Source organism: Pseudomonas sp. R3-56 (genome assembly GCF_051132075.1).
In the GTDB taxonomy this organism is placed as follows: Bacteria; Pseudomonadota; Gammaproteobacteria; order Pseudomonadales; family Pseudomonadaceae; genus Aquipseudomonas.
Genome location: NZ_CP071657.1, coordinates 2,873,814 through 2,890,314 on the forward strand (window position 1 = coordinate 2,873,814; position 16,501 = coordinate 2,890,314).

Annotated in this window: 12 protein-coding genes; 9 read left to right on the forward strand and 3 right to left on the reverse strand. The window is 62.8% G+C overall.

The window, feature by feature from the left end:
- Positions 1–71 precede the first annotated feature (71 nt).
- Positions 72–923, reverse strand: a complete 852-nt coding sequence (locus J3P96_RS13020; RefSeq protein ID WP_305500875.1) for a CAP domain-containing protein — start codon at positions 921–923, stop codon at positions 72–74.
- Positions 924–1,117: 194 nt separating this feature from the next.
- Positions 1,118–1,891, reverse strand: coding sequence for an L-iditol 2-dehydrogenase (locus J3P96_RS13025; RefSeq protein WP_434657717.1), 774 nt, complete (start codon positions 1,889–1,891; stop codon positions 1,118–1,120).
- A gap of 410 nt (positions 1,892–2,301) precedes the next feature.
- On the opposite strand from J3P96_RS13025, the gene J3P96_RS13030 reads away from it, so the two are divergent.
- The 3 genes from J3P96_RS13030 (at position 2,302) to J3P96_RS13040 (ending at position 5,191) form a co-directional block, all read left to right on the forward strand.
- Complete coding sequence (locus J3P96_RS13030) at positions 2,302–3,243, forward strand: AraC family transcriptional regulator (RefSeq protein WP_434657720.1); 942 nt, start codon at positions 2,302–2,304, stop codon at positions 3,241–3,243.
- Positions 3,244–3,318: 75 nt separating this feature from the next.
- Positions 3,319–4,545, forward strand: coding sequence for an RtcB family protein (locus tag J3P96_RS13035; RefSeq protein ID WP_434657723.1), 1,227 nt, complete (start codon positions 3,319–3,321; stop codon positions 4,543–4,545).
- A gap of 10 nt (positions 4,546–4,555) precedes the next feature.
- Positions 4,556–5,191 carry a hypothetical protein gene (locus tag J3P96_RS13040; protein ID WP_434657726.1) on the forward strand — a complete coding sequence of 212 codons (636 nt, stop codon included), beginning with the start codon at positions 4,556–4,558 and terminating at the stop codon, positions 5,189–5,191.
- Positions 5,192–5,381: 190 nt separating this feature from the next.
- Here the strand turns inward: J3P96_RS13040 and J3P96_RS13045 are convergent, their stop codons facing one another.
- Positions 5,382–7,154 carry a sigma 54-interacting transcriptional regulator gene (locus J3P96_RS13045; RefSeq protein ID WP_434657729.1) on the reverse strand — a complete coding sequence of 591 codons (1,773 nt, stop codon included), beginning with the start codon at positions 7,152–7,154 and terminating at the stop codon, positions 5,382–5,384.
- A 282-nt stretch (positions 7,155–7,436) separates the two neighbouring features.
- Between J3P96_RS13045 and J3P96_RS13050 the strand changes: the two genes are divergently transcribed.
- The 6 genes from J3P96_RS13050 to J3P96_RS13075 all read left to right on the forward strand — a co-directional run bounded on the left by J3P96_RS13050 (position 7,437) and on the right by J3P96_RS13075 (position 16,462).
- On the forward strand, positions 7,437–8,909 hold the full coding sequence (locus tag J3P96_RS13050; protein WP_434657731.1) for a benzaldehyde dehydrogenase: 1,473 nt from the start codon (positions 7,437–7,439) through the stop codon (positions 8,907–8,909).
- Positions 8,910–8,955: 46 nt separating this feature from the next.
- Complete coding sequence (locus tag J3P96_RS13055) at positions 8,956–9,723, forward strand: coniferyl-alcohol dehydrogenase (protein WP_434574049.1); 768 nt, start codon at positions 8,956–8,958, stop codon at positions 9,721–9,723.
- A 70-nt stretch (positions 9,724–9,793) separates the two neighbouring features.
- Positions 9,794–11,443 carry a DUF1302 domain-containing protein gene (locus J3P96_RS13060; protein WP_434657734.1) on the forward strand — a complete coding sequence of 550 codons (1,650 nt, stop codon included), beginning with the start codon at positions 9,794–9,796 and terminating at the stop codon, positions 11,441–11,443.
- Positions 11,444–11,458: 15 nt separating this feature from the next.
- The gene (locus J3P96_RS13065) at positions 11,459–12,820 is read left to right on the forward strand and encodes a DUF1329 domain-containing protein (protein WP_305500892.1); all 1,362 of its coding nucleotides are present in this window, start codon (positions 11,459–11,461) and stop codon (positions 12,818–12,820) included.
- Between the two features lie 66 nt (positions 12,821–12,886).
- Positions 12,887–13,990 (forward strand): WD40/YVTN/BNR-like repeat-containing protein, encoded by a 1,104-nt coding sequence (locus J3P96_RS13070; protein WP_434600858.1) that lies wholly within the window; start codon positions 12,887–12,889, stop codon positions 13,988–13,990.
- 51 nt (positions 13,991–14,041) lie between these two features.
- Positions 14,042–16,462: an efflux RND transporter permease subunit gene (locus J3P96_RS13075; protein WP_434600857.1), complete on the forward strand. Its 2,421-nt coding sequence runs from the start codon at positions 14,042–14,044 to the stop codon at positions 16,460–16,462.
- Positions 16,463–16,501: the final 39 nt, after the last annotated feature.

Sequence of the window (16,501 nt, forward strand, 5' to 3'; positions counted from 1 at the left end):
CGTCATAGGGTACGCCGCGATCAATGTGCGAGCGAGCCTGCTCGCGAAGGCGCAAGCCCGGTCAGCACCGGTCATTGCGTACCAAACATCGCCGTCCAGTAGATCCCCGCATCACTTTTCGGGTCCACCGCATACCCGGCGCCCAGTTCGCGAAATTGCGGGTTCATCAGGTTGGCGCAATGCCCGGGGCTGGCCAGCCAGCCGTCCACCACTTTCAAAGCCGTGTCTTGCCCGGCGGCGATGTTTTCGCCGATGGCCTGGCCCAGGTAGCCGGCCAGTTCGGCGCGGTCGCCGGGTGTGCGGCCATCGCGGTCCTTGTGGTCGAAGAAGTTGTTGTTGGCCATGGCTCGGGTGTGATTCACCGCCGCCAGGGCCAGGGTGGCGTTCCAGGCCAGCGGAGTGGTCGCGGTGTAGGCCTCGGTGCCGCAGCGGCGCGGTTGCGCGCGGGCGCTGTTGATGAGTTTGAGCAGTTTCTGGCCCTCGGCTTGCCAATCGCCCAGTCGCGCCGACAACAGCGGGCGAGCCAGGACGATGCGCCATTCGCGGTCCAGTCGGCTGACACCGACGTCAATGAACTGCGGGTCCAGCACGACCTGGCAGAAACTTTCCTGCACGGCCTTCATCGCCGCTTGCGCGTCGCGCGGCCCGGACAGGCTGATCGCTTGCACGTTGACCATCGGATAGGCCGCCCGGGCCAACGCCTGTTGCAGATCGCCGATGCCATTGGCCGACAGGATCAACCGCGAATCCATCGCCAGCGGCGGCAGCTCCAGGGACGCCTGGCCGGCGCAGCTCTGGGACTGGCTGCGGTAGAGGTTGATGGACTCGACCAGTTTCGTCTCTTCGGTGGCTACCGCACTGACGGCGAACGTCAGCCCCAGCGACAGCGCGGCAAGACGCATGACGGAAAAAATCGCACGCATGTAAATCTCCCTTGAGCGGACGGCGCCTATGATGCGCAATTTTTGCCCCGCTGGGGCAACGGTATTCACGCTCTTTTGAAATCCCAGGGACGGCACCGTTTGGTACCGTTCGGGACGCTCCTCAAGTAGTGGGATCAATTTTCAGGCGAATAGGTCCATTTTCATCGTCTCAAGGCCGTAAAACCTGCGATGCGTCAGCTCATCCAGTTACCGCCGTCGACGTTATAGGTCTGCGCCACCACGTATTCGCTGTCAGCCGAGGCCAGGAAAACCGCCATGCCGACGAGGTCCTGGGCAGTACCCATCCGGCCATAGGGGACCTGCTGAGCGACCTGACGCTTCTTTTCCCCCAGGGGCAGGTTCTCGTGGCGCGCAAACAGCGCGTCGACGCCGTCCCAGTGCTCGCCATCCACCACGCCAGGAGCGATGGCGTTGACGTTTATCCGATGCTTGATCAAGTCCAGCCCGGCGGACTGGGTCAGGCTGATCACCGCCGCCTTCGAGGCGCAATAGACCGCCACCAAGGCCTCGCCACGCCGGCCGGCCTGGCTCGCCATGTTGATGATCCTGCCGCCGTGGCCCTGGCGGATCATCTGCCGGGCGGCGGCTTGCAGCGTGAACAGGGCGCCGGCCACGTTGATGGAGAACAGCCGCTCATAGCTCTGCCGGGTGATTTCGACGATGGGCGCCAGATCGAACAGCGCCGCGTTGTTGATCAGGATGTCCAGCTTTCCCGTCCGGGCGACGACTGCGTCGATCGCCTGGTCGATCGAGACCTGGTCCGTCACGTCCATTTTTATCGCGTAAGCGTTGTCGCCCAGTTCGCTGGCCGTGGCCTGGGCCCGGTCCAGATCGATATCGGCAATCGCCACGGTCGCGCCTTCGTCGATATAGGCCTGGGCGAATGTCCTGCCGATGCCACGGGCGGCACCGGTTATCAGTGCGCTTTTTCCTTGCAGTCGTTTCATGGGGGATGGTCCTGTTCTGATAATAAAAATGAGGTTCGGTGAACCCTTGTGGCGAGGGAGCTTGCTCCCGCTGGGTTGCGCAGCAACCCCAAAAACGGCCAATGCGTTTCGTCAGGTCAACCGCATTCATCGGTTTTACGACTGCTGCGCAGCCGAGCGGGAGCAAGCTCCCTCGCCACGGGTATTGGATGAACCGTCATTGCTTGGGCAGCAGGACGGATCCGTCGTTGTCGATGGGGATTACAGCAGTGCCACCGAAGGTCGACAAACACGCAGAGGATCGTCGCGTGATACTTTTTTAACCTTCCAGCCGGTCGGTTAAAAAAGTATCGGTGGCGCGTCAAGGCGAAGCTGGCGACCGCTGGGCAGCCGGCGTATGGTGCGGTCCATAACGATAAGAGAGGCGCAACATGCCTGATCACCGAGCGCTCCTTTACGGCCAGCAGCCGCCCGAGCTGGAAGTCATCCTGCCGGAGCCGGAGAACAGCTTCCGCTGGTACGAGCATGACTATCCTTATCCCATGGCGCGCTGGAATCACCACCCGGAGTTTGAAATTCACTTGATCCGTCGGGGCAGTGGCAAGCTGTTGGCGGGTGACTACATCGGCCCGTTTGGGCCCGGCCATGTGGCGATGATCGGTCCGGACCTGCCCCACGACTGGATGGGCGACCTGGCGCCTGGCGAGCATCTGGCTGGGCGCGACGTGGTGTTGCAGTTTGACGGAGCAACCCTGATGGCCCTGCGTCAGACACTGCCGGAACTGGGAAACCTGCAACGCCTGTTCGACCAGGCACGCCGTGGCCTGGCCTTTAGCGGCGACACCGCGCGGCACGCGGCGCACCTGCTCGAAGCGATCGGCCCGGCCCAGGGGCTGGCGCGGCTGGCGCTGTTTTTCCAACTGCTCGACACCCTTGGCCGCGCCTGCGAAAGCGATGTCTTCTGCCTGGCCAGCCCTTGCTACGCGCCGACGCTCGATGAGCGCACCTCGGCGCGCATCCAGAAAGCCTTCGAATATTTGCAAGCCGAATTGACCGGCGACCTGCGTCTGTCGGTGATCGCCCGGCAACTGGGCATGAGCGAACCTGGTTTTTCGCGCTTCTTCAAGCGCATCACCGGCCACGGATTCATCGACCTGATGCGCAAGCTCCGGGTCCAGCGCGCCTGCCGGCTGCTTTCGCAGAGCGAAATGGCGGTGACTGACATCTGTTTTGAGGTGGGCTACAACAACCTGTCCAACTTCAATCGGCATTTCCGCATTGAGATGAACCAGACGCCCAGCGACTATCGCCGGGGCGTTATTTCCGGCTCGCCACATCCAGACACGCAACCGCATTCGACAAATCCTCGCTGAATCTGCGTTCATGCCCAGTGTCGAAATTGTGAGCCGGCAATCAAGCGCGGCTCGTCATTGAACAGAACCGCGACCATGCACGAGAAAACCTACGAACTGCTGGAAGTCGCCAACGGCAAGCCCATCAAACTCTGGACCCAGGGCGTGCCGGTGGAGGCCGAAGCCCGCCAGCAATTGCTGAACACGGCAAAAATGCCGTTCATTTTCAAATACCTGGCGGTGATGCCCGATGTGCACCTGGGCAAGGGGTCGACCATCGGCAGTGTCATCCCCACCGTAGGCGCGATCATTCCGGCGGCGGTGGGGGTGGATATTGGTTGCGGCATGATCGCCGCGCGCACTTCGCTCGATGCCGCCGATTTGCCGGACAGCCTCCAGGCCCTGCGCAGTGCTATCGAAAAAGCCGTGCCCCATGGGCGCAGCCTCAGCCATGGCGGACGCGACAAGGGCGCCTGGAGCAATGTCCCACGCGAGGCTGACCAGGCGTGGGTCGCGCTGGCCGCGCGCTTCAAGGCGATTACCGACAAATACCCGAAGCTGGCCCGCACCAACAACCGGCAGCATCTGGGTACGCTGGGCAGCGGCAATCATTTCATCGAAGTGTGCCTGGATGAGGCCAACCGGGTCTGGTTCATGTTGCACAGCGGCTCCCGGGGCGTGGGCAATGCCATCGGCAATCTGTTCATCCAGTTGGCCCAGGCCGACATGCGCCAGCACCTCGCCAATCTGCCAGACCGTGACCTGGCCTACTTCGAGGAGGGCAGCCGGCATTTCGACGACTATGTCGAAGCGGTGGGCTGGGCCCAGGATTTCGCCCGGCAGAACCGGGCCTTGATGATGGACGCGGTGATACGCGCCGCCCGGCAGGTCATCGGCAAACCGTTCGAAGTGGCGCTGGAAGCGGTGAATTGTCATCACAACTATGTGCAGAAAGAGCGACACTTCGGACACGACGTACTGGTAACACGCAAGGGCGCGGTGTCGGCCAGGAAAGGCGAGTTGGGTATCATCCCCGGTTCGATGGGCGCCAGGAGTTTTATCGTGCGCGGCCTGGGCAACGAGCAATCGTTTTGTTCGTGCAGCCACGGTGCCGGCCGGGTCATGAGCCGGACCGAGGCGAAAAAGCGTTTCAGCGTCGAGGATCAGGTCCGCGCCACTGCCCATGTGGAATGCCGGAAAGACGCTGCGGTGATTGATGAAATTCCAATGGCATACAAAGACATAGACAAGGTAATGCATGCACAACGTGAACTTGTCGAAGTGCTGCATACGCTGCGTCAGGTCGTGTGCGTGAAAGGTTAGCGGAGCCAGCATGTTGAGCATTGTCGAGCAGGCAGCCAGTGAAGCGTTGCGCCAGCGAATGGAGGCGGCCGGTTGTGCTTTCGAATTCCTGGTACTTGCTCCCGAGGCGGGTGTAATCGTCGATCAGTCGCTGCACCGCCAGGCCGTGGACGGACTGTTCCAGCACATCGAGGCACAATGGCTTGAGCGAGATCGCCAACTGCGCCTTGATCCGCGCTATGCCGATATCGCCCCACCGAGCATGCGCTGGGACCTGAGCAAGGCCGTTCCCAAGGCGCTGAGTCAGGATCAGGTCATTCGCCTCATGCGCGCGGGAAAGACTGAACGCAACCCGCAAGCCTATGCCTTGTACGACGCGTTTTGCGAGCCGCCCTACAGCACCCGCTTCAACAACGACACGCCCCAGGCGCTGTTCAAAGAGTGGCTTGAACTGCTCGGACTTGTGCCGGATAGCGGCGTGATGGTGCTGGACTGGGTCGACAACTTCAACTTCAACGGATTGGCCAGCGACGAGCCCGATCCCGCCCCGGATCCCTGGAGCGACTATTTCGATGATGGCCTGGAGTGGTGGGGGGTGTGGTGCCTGAGCATCTGGAATCCCGAGCGCCGGACCCTGGGTGTGCTGGCGGCGAGCACGACGGATTAGGCGGACGCAGCCCCCGTGGCGAGGGAGCTTGCTCCCGCTCGGCTGCGCAGCAGTCGTAAACAGGCTACTGCGGTCTGCCTGAAGAAATGCAGGGGCCTGCTGCGCAGGCCAGCGGGAGCAAGCTCCCTCGCCACGGGGTTTATGGTGGCCGAGGTCTTCGCGAGCAGGCTCGCTCCCACGGGTTCTGTGTTTATTCGTCGATATTGCGTTGGTGTTTCTTCAACCGATAGGCGAACTGCGCCCGGCTCAAGCCCAGCGACCTGGCTGCCGCCGCCAGGTTGCCGCTGTTCAGTTGCAGGGCTTCGTTGATCAGGCGCGACTCCAGGCCATCGATGGAGAAGTCCGCGTCCCATTGGCTCAGGGACGGCAACAACGGCGCCTTCGCCGTAGCGTCGCTCGCGGCCGGCGCCAATGACGTGAGCCCGCCATTGCCGTCCACCGAATACGCATCCGCCGGCAATCGCTCGTCACGAAACAGATGCACCAGGTCAATGGCCTGGCCTTCTTCGCTGGCAATCAAGCCGCGTTCGATGAGGTTCTGCAGTTCCCGCACGTTGCCAGGGAAGTCGTAGCGCAGCAGCATCTTCAAGGCGCGCATGGTCAGGCCCACCGGTGTACGGCCGTATTCCAGGCAGAAGCGCTTGAGGAAGGCATTGATCAGCAACGGTATGTCATCGCGGCGATCGCGCAGGGGCGGGAGGGCGATGGGGTAGACATTGAGCCGATAGAACAGGTCCTCGCGAAACTCGCCTTGGGCCACGGCTTTGCGCAGGTCGAGGTTGGTCGCCGCGACCACTCGCACGTCGACCTTGATGGCATGGCCGCCACCGACCCGCTCGATTTCCCGCTCCTGCAACGCGCGCAATAGCTTGCCTTGGCCGGCCAGGCTCAGGCAGGTGATTTCATCGAGGAACAACGTACCGCCATCGGCCCGCTCGAAACGGCCGGGGCGTGAATGGGTGGCGCCGGTATAGGCACCGCGCTCGACGCCGAACAGTTCGGCTTCGATCAGGTTGTCCGGTATTGCCGCGCAGTTGAGGGCGATGAACGGCCCTTGGCGGCGCCGGCTCAGTTGGTGCAACTGACGGGCGAACATTTCCTTGCCCACGCCAGACTCGCCGGTGACCAGTACAGTGGCCGGTGTCAGGGCGACCCGCTGCAGAGCCAGCGTCGCCGCGTTGAACGCCGCACTGGCGCCAATCAGCGGTTGTTCGCTGTCAGGCAGCGGGTCGCTGGCAGTCATGGGATCGGGCCTGGCGCCGGACGGTAAAGGCGCAGCCGGTTGCGAGGCATTGAGGTAGCTCAGGTCGCGCTCGATATCGCCCCATTGCTCGGCGGTCTTGCCGACGACACGACAGCGCTCATGCCCCATGCCCCGGCATTCCACTTCGCGAAAGACCACCAGTTGCCCGAACAACCCGCTGACGAAGCCGATCGCGTAACCCAGCTCGGTCCAGCACACCGGATCCTGCCCGGTGCCATAGGCGGCGATATGTTCGTCGGCTTCGCAGGAGTGGTGCCAGAGAAACTCCCCCTCGTAAAACCCCGATTCCGCATCGAACTTGAAATGCAGCGGCTCGACCTTGGTCATGCCTTCGAGAGTATGCAGGTGCGTGCCTGCGCGAAACACCGCGGCTGCGTCGGCGTGGGGCCAGCGTTCACGAATCAGCCGGGCGTCCCGGGCGCCGGAGCAATAGCCGGTGCGGGTGAGCATGCCTCGGGCCTGCTCCAGTCCCTGGCGCTCGATGATTTCCCGACGCAACGCGCCGAAGGACGAACTGTGCAGCAACAACATGCGTTGGTCGTTGAGCCAGATACGCCCGTCATCGGGAGAGAAAAACAGGCAGTTGGTCAGTTCTGCCGGGGTTGGCGAGCTGCTGTCGCTCAGTTCCTTGCTATCGCCGCGTGGACGAAAAGGCTCGGCAGCGATCCGCTCCGGCAGCGGACAGTGGGGATTATTCATTGTTATTGCCCCTGAGGTGGTAGTCGAAATGAACACCTGGTCAGATAGTTATTAAGCATAACTTTATCAAATGAACAAGTGGCGATCGGCCAGCGGCTGGTTCGACGCCAGCAACGCTGCCCTTTGCCAGCCGGAGAGCCTTGATCCAGAGCCTTGCGCCAAGTTTGTGCAGGACCGCGGGTGAATTCGGCACACGGCTTGCTCAGCCACTCCTACGGCGTTTGCGCCAGCGTCGGCAAGGCGTGGCAAACGATGACAACAACAAAGAGCCGGGAGCTTTAAATGTCTGCATCCGAAAACCACCTGCTAGCCCAGGTGATCGCGTCCGAATGTGTCTTCAACGGGAATTGGGTGCCTGCCTCGGGCCCGTTGCTGACTATCATCGAGCCGGCCACCGGTGAGGCGCTGATGCGCAGTGCTTCGGCCGATGCTGCCGATATCGCCAAGGCCAGTCGCGATGCGGCCCTGGCGCAACCGGCCTGGGCCGCCCTCGGTCCACGGGAACGGGCGGCGATCTTTCGCAAGGCGGCTGACGTCGCCGAACGCTCCTTCGCGGAACTGGCGCTGTACGTCGCACGGGAAACCGGCGCGGCATTGTTCAAGGGCCAACACGAGGTGCGCGAGGCGATCGTCCTGTTGCATCAGGCCGCCGGCATGCTGTCTCAGGCCCATGGCGTGGTGCTGCCCAGCGAGGCAGGGCGCCTGTCTTATGCGCGGCGCTTGCCCCATGGTGTGATCGGAGTGATCTCGCCGTTCAACTTTCCCCTGGTATTGTCGATGCGCTCCGTGGCGCCGGCCCTGGCGGCGGGCAATGCGGTGGTGCTCAAGCCGGATCCGCAAACGCCGGTCAGTGGCGGTTTTCTGATTGCCCGTCTCTTCGAAGCCGCAGGCCTGCCCAAAGGCTTGTTGCAGGTATTGCCCGGTGCGGCCGACGCCGGGGAAGCGCTGTGCCGTGATCCCAACGTCAAGATGATCGCCTTCACCGGTTCCACCGGCGCCGGTCGCAAGGTGGCCGAAGTGGCCGGGCGCAACCTCAAGAAAGTCGCGCTGGAGCTGGGCGGCAAAAACCCGTTGATTGTCCTCGAAGACGCCGACCTGGACCTCGCGGCCCGCAACGCGGCCTGGGGCGCCTGGTTGCATCAGGGGCAGATCTGCATGGCCACCGGGTTGATCCTCGCCCATGAGTCGATTGCTCAGGCCCTCACTCAGAAACTGGTGGATAAAGCCCAGGCGTTGACCGTCGGCAACGCCGCCCGCGAGGAAGCCGCGCTCGGACCGTTGATCAACCAACGCCAGTTGCAGCGCGTGCACGACATCGTCAATGACAGCGTGCGCGCCGGGGCGAGGCTGGAAACCGGCGGTAACTACGACCGTTTGTTTTATCAACCGACCGTGCTCAGCGGCGTGAAGCCGGGCATGCGTGCCTTCGAGGATGAAGTCTTCGGTCCGGTGGCGAGCGTGGTCAGTTTCGCCAGCGACGAGGAAGCCATCGAGCTGGCCAATCGCAGCGAGTACGGCCTGTCGGCGGCGGTCATTTCACCGTCGGTGGGCCGGGCCATGGCCATTGGGGAGCGGTTGATGTGCGGCATGCTGCACATCAATGACCAGACTGTCGCCGACGAGTGCATCAACCCGTTCGGTGGGCGCGGCGCTTCGGGCAATGGCGGCAGCGTCGGCGGCCCGGCGGACTGGGACGAGTACACCCAGTGGCAGTGGGTCACGGTCAAGGACAAGGCGCCTGTCTATCCGTTCTGACCGGTCGGTTTCAACGGGGCAGATAAAAATAACAAGAGGACTCAACATGAAACTCGACAACAAGATTGTACTGGTAACCGGCGTCTCGTCGGGCATCGGTGCCGCCACGGCGAGCCTGCTGCGTGCCCACGGCGCCGAGGTAATCGGCGTGGACCTCAAGGCGCCGCACCAGACCCTGGACGGTTTTGTACAGGGGGACCTGAGCAGCGCCGAGAACATCGACCGCCTGCTGCCGCAGCTACCCGCACGGTTCGATAGCCTGTGCAATATTGCCGGGGTGCCGGGCACCGCCAATCCGCAACTGCTGGCGCGGGTCAACTACCTCGGATTGCGCCACTTCAGCCAGGCGTTGCTGCCACGCATCAATGCGGGCGGCAGCATTGTCAATATCGCCTCGATCCTTGGCGCCGAATGGCCGCTACGCGTAGAGCAGCACAAGGCGCTGGCGCGCAGCGAAGGGTTTGCCGCCGGGCAAGCCTGGCTGGCTGACCACCCGGTGCCGGACCAGACCTGCTACCAGTATTTCAAGGAAGCCTTGATCGTCTGGACCTACCTGCAGGCCCAACCCTGGTTCCTGGAGCATTCGGTGCGCATGAACTGTGTCGCGCCGGGGCCGGTCTTCACGCCCATCCTCGACGACTTCGTGAGCATGCTCGGCGAGGCTCGGACCCAGGCCGATGCCCATCGCATGAAACGTCCCGCCTACGCCGATGAGGTAGCGGCGGTGATCGCCTTCCTGTGTGCCGACGAGTCGCGCTGGATCAACGGCGTCAACCTGCCCGTCGATGGTGGATTGGCCTCCACCTACGTGTGAGAACCCAAGCCGCCACCCGAGCGGGTTGCAGCAAAGCCATGCCAAACAATAACAATAATGAGAGCACCCCATGGATAACCTCAAAGACAGCTTTGGTTTCAAGCATTGCGCGCTATTCCTGGCGCTTTGCAGCAGCGGTGTGATGGGCGAGAGGGCCGAGGCCATGCAAATGGACCTGGGTGACTCCGACTGGAAACTGCGCTGGGACAACACCATCAAGTACAGCCAGGCCTGGCGCCTGCACGGACAGGACAGCCGTCTGGTCAACGCGCCGACCGCCAATGGCCTGTACCCCTCGATCCAGAGCCAGGGCGACAAGAACTTCAGTCGCGGCCTGGTCTCCAACCGTCTCGACCTGTTTTCCGAAATGGACCTCAGCCGGCAAAACTACGGGCTGCGGGTCAGCGGCGCGGCCTGGTACGACGATATCTACAACCAGGACACCGACAGCAGCGAGCAGCCACATTTCCTCAGCGAAACCCGCGAGCTGCATGGACGCGACGCTGAGATTCTCGATGCCTTCGTGTTCCTGCGCGGAGACCTCGGGGATAACTCCCAAGGCGTGGCGCGTCTTGGACGCCACAGCCTGATCTACGGCGAAAGCCTGTTCTACGGCGGCAACGGCATTGCCAATGCCCAGGGGCCGACCGATGTGGTCAAGTTGCTCAGCGTGCCGGGCACACAGTTCAAGGAGATCCTGCGTCCGGTCAATCAGATTTCCGGGCAGTTGCAGATCAACCCGCAGCTGTCGGTGGGCGCCTACTATCAGTTCGAGTGGGAACGTTCCAACCTGCCCGGCGCTGGCAGCTACCTGAGCGACGCCGACGCCATCGGTTACGGCAGCGGTCCGCTGCGTGAGGTATTCGGCAACGACACGGTGAATGGCGGCGACCTGAAACCGCGCAATTCGGGGCAGGGCGGTATGCAGATCCGCTTCAAGCCGGCCGGCACAGAGCTGGAGCTGGGTTTCTACGCGGCCCAGTATCACGACAAGGCGCCGATCGGGTTGTATGCCTACCTGGACGGTCCGGCGGCTGCGGCCAGCGGACTGCCGATCCTCGGCTCCTATCGCCAGGTCTACGCCGAAGACATCAAGACCGCCGGCGTCAGCTTTTCTACCGCTTACGGTCCGTTCAACTTTGCCGGTGAATCGTCGGTGCGCTGGAACGCGCCGCTGGTGAGCAACCTGCAAGTAGTGACCCCCGGTATGCAGGCCGATGGCGGCGACGATGCGCTGTTCGCCCGAGGCAAGACCGCGCACGTCAATCTGTCGGCGATCTACCTGTTGTCGCCCACCGCTTTCTGGGATGGCGGCTCGGCCCTGGCCGAGCTGGCCTGGAACCGCACCCTGAGCGTGACCGAGAACGCAGCGGCGCTGGATTCCAATACCACCCGGGATGCCACGGCGTTGCGAGTATTGATGGAACCGGCGTACTTCCAGATCGTCGACGGGATCGACCTCACCGTGCCGGTCGGCATGGGGATCGTGCTTGATGGACGTTCATCGGCAGTGAACAAATCCGGCTTCGGCAATACCCATTCCGGCGACTGGAGCGTCGGCCTCAAAGCCACCTACCTGCAGCGCTGGGATGTCGGCCTCAATTACGTGAACTTCTTCGGCGCACCCAAGGCCGGGCTGCGCGAGGACGGCAATTTCAGTTACGGCCAGTCGTTGGCCGACCGCGACTTCGTCTCGCTCTATGTGAAAACCTCATTCTAACAAGGTGGATTCGCCATGCAGAACCCAGCATTCCTGAACACCTGCGTCCTCGCCCTTGCCTTGGCCGGCATGAGCCTGGCGCAGGCGGCGGTATCGCCTGAGCAGGCCGCGCGCTTGAAAACCGATCTGACCCCCTTCGGTGGTGAGCGCGCCGGCAACGCCGATGGCAGCATCCCGGCCTGGCAGGGCGGTTATACCCAGGTCGCGCCCGGCTACAAACCGGGTGACAAGCGCCCCGATCCATTCGCCGGCGAGAAACCGCTGTACTCGATCAAGGCCTCGAACATGACGCAGTACGCCGGCCAACTGGCCGAGGGCACCCAGCTGCTGCTGAAAAAATATCCGGACTATCGCCTGGATGTGTACCCGACTCATCGCTCGGCCGCCGCGCCGCAATGGGTGTACGACAACACCAGCAAGAATGCCACGCGCGCCGCACTGGACGTGGACAGCGAAAAAGTCTCCAACGCCTATGGCGGCATCCCGTTCCCGATCCCTGAGAACGGTGCGCAGGTGCTGTGGAACTATCGGTTGTCCTGGCAGGGCGGCGACACCATCAGCTCGCCGTTCGATACCTGGCTGATGACCGCCGGTGGCAAGAAAGTCCAGGCGACCCGGGCCCAGTACACCTATCAGTTTCCCTACTACGTCGAAGGCGGCAGCCTGGAAAACTATTCGGGCAAGTACCTGCTGGGCAAGCTGTTCACCGAATTGCCATCGTCCAAGGCTGGCGAGGGCCTGATGACCCATTGGGACCTGGACCCGGCCAATCGTGCGGCCTGGCAGTACCTGGTCGGTCAACGCCGGGTTCGTCGTGCACCGAACATTGCCTACGACACACCGGACTTCGTGACCTCCGGCGTCGGCCTGTTCGACGAGGCGTTCATGCTGTTCGGGCCCACCGATCGTTATGACCTCAAGCTGGTGGGTAAAAAAGAACTGATCGTCCCCTACAACAATAACCGCGCCGCGCTGGCCAAGAGCGACGAGCTGGTCAAGGTCGGCTTCCTCAATCCTGACCTGGTGCGCTGGGAGAAACATCGGGTCTGGGTCGTCGAGGCCACGCTCAAGTCTGGCAAGCGCCATGTCGTGCCGCGTCGCACTTACTACGTCGACGAAGACTCCTGGCAGATCCTGATGGCCGACGGTTATGACGCCCAGGGTAAGCTCGGTCGGCAAATGTATTCGCTGACGCTGCTGGCACCGGACCTGCCGGCCCTTACCGCACAGGTCATGTGGGGCAGCTACAACCTCGACACCGGGGCCTACTTCCTCAATTCGTCGAGCAACGACCTGACAGTCCAATACCAGAAGGTCGCGAAGCCTTCAGCGTCCTATTTCACGCCGGATGCCATGGCCAACGAAAACATGCGTTGAACCAGTGGTGGCCGTGACGAGGGAGTTCGGCGCGGCCATTGACGATTTTCCAGGCGGGATGATGATATGAACGTTGAAAAAATCTTCGCGAACCGCGGTCCGCTATGGGCAGTTTGTGCCCTGGTGAGTTGCCTGTGGGCGGGCGTGCCTTGGGTCGCGCAGGCCACGACCTTGGCCGTACTGCAGCAACCGGCGCTGCCAACGGCCAAGGCGCCGCGCGCGGTATTGCTCGGGCTGGCCCGGGCCGGTGAGCGCCTGGTGGCGGTCGGTGAGCGCGGGATCGTGCTGCTTTCCGACGATGCCGGAATGAATTGGCGCCAGGCCAAGGTGCCGGTCAGCGTCAGCCTGACGGCGGTGCAATTTGTCGATGCCGAACAGGGCTGGGCGGTCGGTCATCTGGGCGTGGTGCTGCACACCCGGGACGGCGGCGAAACCTGGGAAAAGCAACTCGACGGTGAGCGTGCGATCGCCCTCGCGATGCAGGTTGCAGAGCGCGATGCCAATGAACCCGGCGGTGCCAGCCAGTTGACGCAGGCTCGGCATATGCTCGCCGACGGGCCGGATAAACCGTTCCTTGACCTGTACTTCATCGATCGCCTGCACGGCTACGTCGTGGGGGCCTACAACCAGATCTACCGTACCGACGACGGTGGGCGTAGCTGGCAGCCGTGGATGCGTCATGTCGACAACCCGCAGGGCTTGAATCTGTATGGCGTCCGCGGCGTGGGCAAGGACCTGCTGCTGGCGGGAGAGCGCGGCCTGCTGTTGCGTTCGAGCGATGGCGGACAGTCGTTCCACGCCTTGAAGTCACCTTATGAAGGCAGTTTTTTTGGCCTGCTCGGCACCCGCGATGGGGCCTTGATTGCCTACGGTCTGCGTGGCAATGCCTGGTGGTCGGACGATCGAGGCAACAGTTGGCGACGCCTTGAGACCGCTATCGAGTCGACGCTGGCGGCAGCGCTTGAGCTGCGCGACGGCAGCCTGTTGTTGGCCAGCCAGGGCGGTGAGTTTTTATTCAGCCATGACCAGGGCCGCAGCTTTGACAAGCGTCAGAGCCGCAGCGGTGGCACGGTTGCCGCCGTGCAACAGGCGGTCGATGGCAGCCTCGCCAGCGTCGGTTTGAGCGGCGTGGCCGCCGACCAGGATCCGCGAGGCTCCAGTAAACCTTGAAACTTCACGGTGTAGCGCTATGGGCCACGGCTCGTGCAACAGGAGTCAAACTTGAAAGACGACAGAATCCAAACCGTGATCGGCCGCCAGGAAGACTTCGACCGGGCGTCGGGCAATTTCGCCGAGCGGGCGATTTTTAACCATCGGCCGCTGGTAATCCTGCTGTGCCTGCTGGTGACCCTGGTGCTGGGCTGGCAAGCCACGCGCATCGGTATCAATGCCAGTTACGAGAAGACCATTCCCACCGGGCATCCCTACGTCGCCAACTTCCTGGAGAATCGCAGTGAGTTGAGTGGCCTGGGCAATTCGCTGCGTATCGCCGTGGAGGTCAGGCAGGGCAGCATTTTCACCAAGGACTATCTCGATACTCTGGCCAGGCTCAATGATGAGCTCTATCTGCTACCGGGCGTCGACCGCCCCTATATGAAATCGTTATGGACCCCGACCACCCGCTGGACCGCCGTGACGGAGGAGGGGCTCGATGGCGGCACGGTGATCCCTGACGATTACGACGGCTCGGCCAGCAGCATCGAACAGGTGCGCACCAACGTGGGCCGTTCCGGTGAAGTCGGCCAGTTGATCGCCGGCAACTACAAGTCCAGTGTGATCTTCGTGCCGCTGCTGGAGATCAACCCGCAGACGGGCAAGGCGCTGGACTATGGTGAGTTTTCCCGGCAACTGGAGGCGTTGCGAGACAAATACCAGACCGACGACCTGCGGATCCATATCACCGGCTTTACCAAGATCGTCGGCGACCTGATCGAGGGAATGACCCAGGTCCTGCTGTTTTTCGTGGTGGCGGTACTGGTGACGGTGATGGTGCTGTTTGGCTACACCCGTTGTGCGCGCAGCACCCTGGTGGTGGTGACCTGTTCGCTGGCCGCCGTGCTTTGGCAACTGGGGCTGCTGGCACTGCTCGGTTACGAGCTGGACCCATACTCGGCACTGGTGCCGTTCCTGGTGTTCGCCATCGGCATGAGCCACGGCGCGCAGAAGATGAACGGCATCATGCAGGACATCGGCCGGGGCACCCACCGGGTGGTTGCCGCGCGTTATACCTTCCGCCGGCTGTTCGCCGCCGGCATCACCGCCTTGCTCTGTGATGCGGTGGGCTTTGCGGTGTTGCTGCTGATCAACATCCGGGTGATCCAGGACCTGGCGGTCACCGCCAGCCTCGGGGTGGCGGTGCTGATCTTCACCAACCTGATCCTCTTGCCGATCCTGCTCAGCTACATCGGCGTCAGCCCGGCAGCGGCGCAACGCAGCCTGAGTGCGGAAACCACCGAACAGCAAGCGCAGATCAAACATCCGCTGTGGCGCGTGCTTGATCTGTTCACCCAGCGGCGCTGGGCCATTGGCGCCATGCTGGCTGGCTTGCTGCTGGCGGCGTCTGGTTTTGCCGTGAGCCTGCACCTGAAAATCGGCGACCTGGACCCCGGGGCTCCGGAGCTGCGTGCCGACTCGCGCTACAACCGCGATGCGCTGTTCATGACGCAAAACTATGCGGCCAGCTCGGACATCTTCGTGGTCATGATCAAGACCCCGGAGGATCAGTGCACCCGTTACGCCAGCCTGTCCGCGGTCGACGCGCTGGCCTGGCAACTGGAGCAATTGCCCGGCGTGGAATCGACCACCTCGATGGCGGCGCTGAGCAAGATCGCCACGGCCGGGTATAACGAGGGCAATTTCAAATGGTATGAACTGATCCCCAACGACGGCGCGCTGGGCGCCGTGCAAACCCGCGCGCCGCGAGAGCTGTTCAACCAGGGCTGCTCGATGCTGTCGCTGTACGTCTACCTGGCCGATCACAAGGCTGACACCTTGAACCGCGTGGTGGAGGCCAGCGAGCAGTTCATCGCCGGACATCAGCTGCCAGAGGTCAAGTTCATGCTGGCGGCCGGCAGTGCGGGGATTGAAGCGGCGACCAATATCGTCGTGAAGAAATCCATGCGCGAGATGCTCTTCTGGGTCTACGGCGCGGTCAGCCTGTTATGCCTGCTGACGTTCCGCAGCTGGCGCGCCACCCTCTGCGCGATGCTGCCGCTGATGCTCACCTCGATTCTGTGCGAGGCGCTGATGGTGGGGCTGGGCATGGGCGTGAAAGTCGCGACGCTGCCGGTCATCGCCCTGGGCGTGGGCATCGGCGTCGATTACGCGCTCTATGTGCTCAGTGTGATCCTGGCGCGCATGCGTGCCGGCGACACCCTGGCCCAGGCGTACTACCAGGCGCTGTTGTTCACCGGCAAAGTGGTGTTGCTGACGGGCATGACATTGGCGGTGGCGGTGTCGACCTGGGCTTTTTCGCCGATCAAGTTCCAGGCCGACATGGGGATTTTGCTGGCCTTCATGTTCCTGGTGAACATGCTTGGCGCCCTGATCCTGCTGCCGGCCCTGGCATGGTGGCTGTTGCCGCGGAAGGTGTTTGAAAAGAAGCCTGAACTGAGCCGGCGGGAGCGCTGGGTGAGGGGCTGAAACGGTGATCCTGTGGGAGCGAGCCTGCTCGCGAAAGCG

Bases quoted from the DNA above. Each gene is read 5' to 3' on its own strand.
- J3P96_RS13020 (WP_305500875.1), bottom strand. From the start codon at position 923: ATGCGTGCGATTTTTTCCGTCATGCGTCTTGCCGCGCTGTCGCTGGGG.
- J3P96_RS13025 (WP_434657717.1), bottom strand. From the start codon at position 1,891: ATGAAACGACTGCAAGGAAAAAGCGCACTGATAACCGGTGCCGCCCGT.
- J3P96_RS13030 (WP_434657720.1), top strand. From the start codon at position 2,302: ATGCCTGATCACCGAGCGCTCCTTTACGGCCAGCAGCCGCCCGAGCTG.
- J3P96_RS13035 (WP_434657723.1), top strand. From the start codon at position 3,319: ATGCACGAGAAAACCTACGAACTGCTGGAAGTCGCCAACGGCAAGCCC.
- J3P96_RS13040 (WP_434657726.1), top strand. From the start codon at position 4,556: ATGTTGAGCATTGTCGAGCAGGCAGCCAGTGAAGCGTTGCGCCAGCGA.
- J3P96_RS13045 (WP_434657729.1), bottom strand. From the start codon at position 7,154: ATGAATAATCCCCACTGTCCGCTGCCGGAGCGGATCGCTGCCGAGCCT.
- J3P96_RS13050 (WP_434657731.1), top strand. From the start codon at position 7,437: ATGTCTGCATCCGAAAACCACCTGCTAGCCCAGGTGATCGCGTCCGAA.
- J3P96_RS13055 (WP_434574049.1), top strand. From the start codon at position 8,956: ATGAAACTCGACAACAAGATTGTACTGGTAACCGGCGTCTCGTCGGGC.
- J3P96_RS13060 (WP_434657734.1), top strand. From the start codon at position 9,794: ATGGATAACCTCAAAGACAGCTTTGGTTTCAAGCATTGCGCGCTATTC.
- J3P96_RS13065 (WP_305500892.1), top strand. From the start codon at position 11,459: ATGCAGAACCCAGCATTCCTGAACACCTGCGTCCTCGCCCTTGCCTTG.
- J3P96_RS13070 (WP_434600858.1), top strand. From the start codon at position 12,887: ATGAACGTTGAAAAAATCTTCGCGAACCGCGGTCCGCTATGGGCAGTT.